The organism is Candidatus Dormiibacterota bacterium, assembly GCA_035544955.1.
Lineage (GTDB): Bacteria > Chloroflexota > Dormibacteria > CF-121 > CF-121 > CF-13.
In genome coordinates, this window is sequence record DASZZN010000042.1 from 24,349 (window position 1) to 31,897 (window position 7,549).

At 65.0% G+C, this 7,549-nt stretch carries 6 protein-coding genes; all 6 read left to right on the top strand.

The window, feature by feature from the left end:
• Positions 1-15 precede the first annotated feature (15 nt).
• The gene (dxr, locus tag VHK65_15510) at positions 16-1,182 is read left to right on the top strand and encodes a 1-deoxy-D-xylulose-5-phosphate reductoisomerase (protein ID HVS07555.1); all 1,167 of its coding nucleotides are present in this window, start codon (positions 16-18) and stop codon (positions 1,180-1,182) included.
• On the top strand, positions 1,179-2,222 hold the full coding sequence (locus VHK65_15515; protein ID HVS07556.1) for a M50 family metallopeptidase: 1,044 nt from the start codon (positions 1,179-1,181) through the stop codon (positions 2,220-2,222). The genes dxr and VHK65_15515 overlap by 4 nt, the downstream gene beginning before the upstream one ends.
• Positions 2,223-2,226: 4 nt before the next feature.
• On the top strand, positions 2,227-3,324 hold the full coding sequence (gene ispG, locus VHK65_15520) for a flavodoxin-dependent (E)-4-hydroxy-3-methylbut-2-enyl-diphosphate synthase (GenBank protein HVS07557.1): 1,098 nt from the start codon (positions 2,227-2,229) through the stop codon (positions 3,322-3,324).
• 36 nt (positions 3,325-3,360) lie between these two features.
• Positions 3,361-4,815 (top strand): proline--tRNA ligase, encoded by a 1,455-nt coding sequence (proS, locus tag VHK65_15525; protein ID HVS07558.1) that lies wholly within the window; start codon positions 3,361-3,363, stop codon positions 4,813-4,815.
• Positions 4,816-4,870: 55 nt separating this feature from the next.
• Complete coding sequence (locus VHK65_15530; protein ID HVS07559.1) at positions 4,871-7,018, top strand: bifunctional (p)ppGpp synthetase/guanosine-3',5'-bis(diphosphate) 3'-pyrophosphohydrolase; 2,148 nt, start codon at positions 4,871-4,873, stop codon at positions 7,016-7,018.
• Between the two features lie 115 nt (positions 7,019-7,133).
• On the top strand, positions 7,134-7,549 hold a 416-nt coding region (locus VHK65_15535; protein HVS07560.1), incomplete at its 3' end, for a hypothetical protein.

Here is a 7,549-nt window from a genome sequence, read left to right on the forward strand (position 1 = left end):
GCCCCAACTAAAGACATGAGATCCCCTCGTCCGTCGCCCCGGCGCCTGGCGCTGCTGGGTGCAACCGGGTCGATTGGCCGTCAGGTCTGCGACCTGGTCGAACAGCATCCCGACCGATTTGCGCTGCATGCGCTGATTGCTGGGAACGATGCCGCCGCGCTCCACACCGTGGCTCGCCGTCATCCAGAAGCCCATGCGTTGCTGGCGAATCCCGCCGGAGCCGATGCGGCGCAGGCCGCTCGGGCGATCGATGAGGCAGTGCGCGACCCCGAGGTCGACCTCGTGATCGTGGCCGCCGCTGGCAGCGCCGCGCTCGCGCCGACCCTGGCCGCGCTCGAGGCGGGCAAGGACATCGCCCTCGCCACCAAGGAAGTCCTCGTCATGGCCGGTGAACTGGTTCGAGAACGGATGCGTCGTCACGGGTCCCAGATCTACCCGATCGACAGCGAGCACAGCGCGATCTGGCAGTGCCTCTGGGGAGAGAAGGAGCGTGGGGTCCGCCGGCTGATCCTGACCGGGTCGGGTGGTCCGTTCCTGCGCCGCCCGGTCGAAACGCTGGAGAGCGTGACGATTGCCGAGGCGCTCGCCCATCCTCGCTGGAAGATGGGCCCGAAGATCAGCGTCGACTCCGCCACCATGATGAACAAGGGGCTCGAGGTGATCGAGGCGCACTTTCTCTTTGATGTCCCGTATAGCGGGATCGATGTCATCATCCATCCGCAGAGCGTGGTCCATTCGATGGTCGAATTCGTCGACGGCAGCATCAAGGCGCAGCTGGGTGTTCCGGACATGCACCTCCCGATTGCCATCGCCCTGAGCTTTCCCGACCGGCTCGACGGCGTCGCGCCGGCACCCGACCTCGCGGCGCTCGGTCAACTCTCGTTCGAGGCCCTGGATGCGGTCCGCTATCCGGCAGTGGCACTGGCCCGCGAAGCCGGAGAGCGCGGCGGCACCGCGCCTGCCGTGCTGAACGCCGCCAACGAGGAAGCCGTCGCGCTCTTTCTCCAGGGCCAGCGACGGTTCGTCGACATCGTGCCCTCGGTCGCCCGTGCGGTTGAGGCCGCTGAACCCGTGCAGGAATTGACGCTCGACGCGCTCATCGCCGCGGACCGCTGGGCTCGGGCCCACGTGCGGGCCGCAGCGAAGGGTACCAGCCGGCTCTGGAGCCAGCTGCCGGCATGAGCCCAGTCGTGCTCGTCCCGCTCGTCATCATCATTTTCAGTCTCCTGGTGATCGTGCACGAATCGGGCCACTTCTTCACGGCCAAACTCGCCAGGATCAAGGTGGAGCAGTTCAGCGTGGGATTCGGCCCGCAGCTGCTCGGCTGGCAGCGCGGCGAGACGCTCTACGCCGTCCGGGCTATCCCGCTCGGAGGCTTCGTCAAGCTGGCCGGCATGGATGGCAGCATGGATGCCGGCCCCCGCAGCTTCAACGCGCATCCGCTCTGGCAGCGCTTCATTGTCATCGTCGCCGGCTCCGCGTTCAACCTGGCGCTGCCGGTGCTGATCTTCTTCGGCGTGTATACCACGGTCGGGGCGGCCCAGGTCCAAACCCCAATCGCGGTGAGCGCCGTCGACTCCGGCACCCCGGCCAGCAACGCCGGGCTGCAGTCGGGTGACGTGATCCGCTCCGTCAACGGTCGGTCCATCAACAAGTTCGATGACCTGCGCAGCGCCCTGGATGCCGCCAAAGACACCCCGGTGACGGTGGTCGTCGACCGTGGCGGTCAGCCCGTGACCCTGACCATCACGCCCAAGCTCGACCCCGCGTCGGGGAGTTACATCCTTGGCTTTCATCCTGCGATCTCCACCTGGAAGCCCGGTCCGGTTGACGCTGCGGGGATGGCGCTGCGCGACACGGGCGATTCCATCGTCGGGATCGTCGGCGGGATCTACCAGCTGGCGACCGACAAGAAATTGGGTGGTCTGCTCGGTCCGCGGGGCCTGGAAGGGCCGGTTGGCATCGTGAAGACCACGGCCAAGGCCGCCCAGGCCGGTCCGCTATCGCTGGTCGGCGTGATCGCGCTGCTCAGCCTCAGCCTTGGGCTGGCAAACATCCTGCCCTTCCCCGCATTGGATGGTGGACGCGCCGCCTTCCTGGTGCTGGAATTGGTCCGAGGCCGGCCGGTCGACCCCGCCCGTGAGCAGGTCGTCCACTACGTCGGTCTTGCTCTATTGTTTGGTTTGATCGGTCTGGTGACATATAACGACTTGTTGAGATGAGGCCATGAAAGCACGCCGCAAGTCGGTCCCGGTTCGCGTCGGTGACGTCGTCATCGGCGGCGCTGCCGAAATCGTGGTGCAATCGATGACCAAGGCCGACACGCGAGACGTCAAAGCGACGCTCAACGAGATCGCTCGCCTGAAGGATGCGAATTGCCGCATCGTTCGTGTCGCGGTCCCCACCAAGGAGGCGGCCCTGGCGATGGTGGAGATCAAGAAAGCGTCGCCACTGCCGATCATCGCCGACATTCATTACGATGCCCCGCTAGCGCTGATGGCGCTGGAGGCCGGCGTGGACGGACTGCGGCTCAACCCGGGCAACATCAAGGACCCGGAGAAGGTCAAGGAGATCACCCGCCGCGCCAAGGAGCGGGAGATCCCGATCCGGATCGGCGTCAACGCCGGGTCACTGCCCGGTAGGCCCAAGGAAGGGGCGGGTGTGCGCCCACCGATCGACGAGGTGGTGGCCGCCATGGTCAACGCCGCACTCGGGCACATCCACATCCTGGAATCGCTCGACTTCAACCTGATCAAGGTCTCGATGAAGGCCTCGGATCCGCCCACCATGATCGCCGCCAACCGGGCGATCGCGGATAAGATCTCGTACCCACTGCACCTCGGCGTCACCGAGGCCGGTCCGCCCCGCACCGGCGCGGTCAAGAGCGCCGTTGGGATCGGCGTACTGCTCGAAGAGGGCATCGGCGACACCATCCGCGTCTCCCTGGCGGGCGACTCGGTTGAGGAAGTCGAGGTCGGCTACGGCATCGTCAGCGCGCTGGCCGAAAAGCTGACGGGGCCCAACCTGATCGCCTGCCCGATGTGCGGCCGCCTCGAGATCGACATGCTGCCGATGGTGGCCGAGGTGGAGAAGGCGCTGAAGAGGATCAAGCGGCCGATCAACGTCTCGGTGATGGGCTGCGTCGTCAACGGCCCTGGCGAAGGCCAGCACGCCGACATCGGCATCGCTGGCGGCAAGAACAAGGGCATCCTCTTCAAGCACGGCAAGATCGTCGGCACCTTCCCCGAAAAAGAACTGGTGCCCGCGTTGCTGCGCGAGCTGGACGCCATCGCCAAGGAAGACGAGCAGAAGCTCGCCTCGTAAGCGCCCGGCCCGGCGCTCCGTATACTCCTTAGCCACATGGCTGACGACGACAAGCCACAATCCGGCTTTGTCAAGGACATTCGCAAGCAGTCGCAGGACTTTCCTGGCTGGTACATCGACGTCGTTCGCAAGGCGCAGCTGGCGGACAACTCGCCCGTCGCCGGGACCATGATCATTCGCCCTTATGGCTACGCGCTGTGGGAAAACATTCGGGATCCGCTCGATGGCTTGATCAAGGAAACCGGGCACGAAAATTGGTACTTCCCGGCGCTGATTCCCCTGAGCTTCCTGCAGAGAGAGAAGGACCACGTCGCGGGCTTCGAGCCCGAATTTCAGCTCGTCACCAAGGGAGGCGGCAAGGACCTCGAGGAACCCCTGGTCCTGCGGCCGACGTCCGAAACGATGATCGCGACCGTGTTGCGCGATTACATCCAGTCCTACCGCGACCTCCCGGTGCTCACGAATCAGTGGAACAACGTCTTTCGCTGGGAGCTGCGCACCCGATTCTTCCTGCGGACCCGCGAGTTCCTCTGGCAGGAAGGCCATACCTTCCACGAAACGGCGGCGGAGGCCGAGGAAGAGGTCGCGAAGATGCTCGACTGCTATCGCCGCATCGCCGAGGAGTGGTGCGCGATCCCGGTGCTGACCGGTCGCAAGTCCGAAAGTGAGAAGTTCGCCGGTGCCCAGTACTCAACCGCGATCGAGGGCATGATGATGGACGGCAAGGCACTCCAGATGGGCACCTCGCACTACTTCGGTGAGAACTTCACCCGTGCCTACGACCTGACCTTTACGGGCCGCACCAACGAGCGCCAGTACCCACACTCGACCAGCTGGGGCATGTCCACGCGAATGGTAGGCGCCGTCGTCATGGCGCACGGCGACGACTTCGGCCTGCAATTGCCGCCCCGGATCGCGCCTGTGCAGGTCATCGTCATCCCGATTTTCCGGGGCGATACCGAGCGGAGCCAAATCGAAAGCGCGCTCCAGCCCGTCCTTGCCGACCTGGAAGACATCCGTGTCAAGGTTGACTGGCGCGACGAGCGGCCGGGATTCAAGTTCAACGAGTGGGAGTTGAAGGGTGTTCCGCTGCGGATCGAGCTCGGTCCACGCGACCTGGCCAAAGCGGAGGCCACGGTTGTCCGCCGGTTGAACCGAATCAAGCAAACCGTCCCGTTGAGCGAGCTGGGCGTCGCCGTCCCGGCGATGCTCGAGGAGATTCAGGCAGCGCTCTTCACACGAGCTCGCGAATTCCGCGAGGCGCACACGGTCAGGCTCGATTCGCTCGACGCCATGGTGCGTTTCTTCGAGAGCTCGATCGGGTTCGCCGTCACCCCGTGGTGCGGCCGGGAAGACGACGAGCGCACGGTCAAGGACCGGACGACCGCCACCACCCGCGTGATCCTGCCGGGGTCCGGTCTCGCCGGCCAGCGCTGTGCGGTTTGCGACCGTCCCGCCGCCATGGAAGTGGCCTGGGGAAAGGCCTACTGATTCATTCCCCGAAGTTCGGGGATAATTTCGCCATCAACGAAATAGGGATTCAGTCATGCAATTCGCCGACCTTCTGAGCAAACTCAGTTACCTGCCACCGAAGGACATCGACGTGCTGTCGCGCGCGTACGATGCTGCGGCCAGCGCTCACCACGACCAGAACCGCCTATCGGGCGAGAAGTTCATCGAGCATCCGCTGAGCGTCGCCGGCATCCTGGCGGACCTCCAGCTCGATCGCGACACCCTGGCCGCCGCCATCCTCCACGACACGGTGGAAGACACCCACCTGACCATCTCCGATCTCGAACAGAGCTTCGGACCGACCGTCGGCAAGCTGGTCGCCGGCGTGACCAAGCTGGAGAAGATCTCCTTCCACAGCCCCGAGCAGGCGCAGGCGGAAAACGTCCGCAAAATGCTCGTGGCCATGGCGGAGGACGTCCGCGTGGTGCTCATGAAGCTGGCCGACCGGCTCCACAACATGCGCACCGTGGAATCCCTCCCGGAGGTGCGGCGGCGGGCGATGGCCCAGGAGACGCTCGACATCTACGCCCCGCTGGCGCACCGGCTGGGCATGTGGAACATCAAGTGGGAGCTGGAGGACCTGTCGTTCGCGCAGCTCCATCCCGACGAGTATCGCGAGATCGTCAAGAAGATCGCGCGCAAGCGGAAAGAGCGGGAAACCTCGGTCAACGACATCAAGGAAATCCTCGAGCGCGAGTTGACCGGGGTCGGCATCAAGGCCGAGACGAGCGGGCGGCCGAAGCACGTCTACAGCATCGCCAGCAAGCTCGCCATGGGGAAGGAGTTCGACGATATCTACGATCTCACGGCCATCAGGGTGCTGACCGACTCGATCAAGGATTGCTACGGCGCCCTGGGTGTCATCCACTCGCTCTGGAAGCCGATTCCCGGCCGTTTCAAGGACTACATCGCGATGCCGAAGTCGAACGGCTACCAGTCACTGCATACGACCGTGGTCAGCCATAGTGGCGAGCCCATGGAGATCCAAATTCGCACTCATGAGATGCACCGCACCGCGGAATGGGGAGTCGCGGCCCACTGGACGTACAAAGAGGGCGGCAAGGATGACCGCAAGATGGACCAGCGGTTCGCCTGGCTACGCCAGCTGATGGACTGGCAGAAGGAGGTGCTCGACGCCGAGAAGTTCGTCGACGCCGTCAAGGTCGATGTCTTTCGGGACGAGGTGTTCGTCTTCACCCCGAAAGGCGACGTGCTGGCACTGCCGTCAGGCGCCACTGCGGTGGATTTCGCCTACCGGATTCACACCGAGGTGGGCCATCGCTGCATCGGCGCCAAGGCGAACGGCCGAATGGTGCCGCTCGACTATCAGCTCCAGAACGGCGACATCCTCGAGGTCCTCACCTCAAAAGGCCCGCACGGGCCGAGCCGCGACTGGTTGGGCTTTGTCAAGACCGCGGGCGCCTCGCAGAAGATCCGGGTCTGGTTCAAGAAGGAGCGGCGCGAAGAAAACGTCATCAAAGGCAAGGAGCTGCTAGACAAGGAATTCCGGCGGATGCAGCAGCGCGCGCTCGCCTCGATCGGGGAAGAGAAGATCCTGGAGCTCGCCCGGGAGTTTCGATTCACGGACCTGAATGATTTCTACGCCGCCATCGGATACGGCGATGTCAGTCCGCACTCCGTGTTGCTCAAGTACATGGCGGCCGGCCAGCCGCCCGACGGCAACGGTGAGTTCCCGCTCATTCCGCTGGTCCCGCAGTTCAAGCCCACCGGTGAGATCCGGGTCAAGGGCGAGCGGGGTGTGCTGACCCAGATCGCGCAATGCTGCAAGCCGGTACCGGGCGACCTCATCAGCGGCTATATCACACGCGGGAAGGGCATCACGGTGCACCGAACGAGCTGCAAGAACATCCTCAATGTGTCCAACCAGGAGCGCGTCGTCCAGGTCGATTGGGACACTGGCGGCCGGCAGCTCTACCCTGTCGGAATCAAGATCGAAGCCTGGGACCGCACCGGACTGTTGCGCGACATCGCCACGGTCATCGCCGAGAGCAAGATCAACCTCACGGGCGCCGAAGTGCAGGTCTACGACGACAAGACCGCGGTGATTTCCACCACCGTGGAGATCAGCAGCCTGACCCAGCTCAGCCGGCTGATGGAGCGCCTCGAAACGGTCAAGGACGTCCATACGGTCGCCCGCGAGGGCAACCTTGCCCCCAACTAGCGACCTCGAACGCAGGCCGCGAACTCGACCCTTACGAGGCGCGTTGCTGGACCTGGCCAGGTGCCCATCCGGGAAACGGACGCTGTAACTGAGCGTCCCTACGATCGGAGTTGCGATGGGCACAGGTCCCCACCTTCGACGCACGCTTGCCGGCTTCTTCGGGCTGGCGGCGGTGGTGGTCGTGCTCTTCGGCGTGATCGCCCTGGTAGCCTTGCAACCCCGCGAGGGGCTCGCCTGGGTGAATCTCCCCCAACTGGGCCCAGACCTCGGATTGGACGCCGGACTCCACACCAAACCGCTGAAGGAGACGGTCGTCGCCGATGCCATGAGGGACCTCACCCTCGAAGGCCAGGGATCGCTCTCGGTCATCGCCGTCTTGAGCCCTGTCTCGAACCCGATCACGGCCATGGGCCCCACCGCCAGGCCGGTCTCCCTGCCGACCCCGGCGCCGACCCCGGCGCCGACCCCGGCCCCCACCCCGGCGCCGACCCCGGCCCCCACCCCGGCGCCGACCCCGGCCCCCACCCCGGC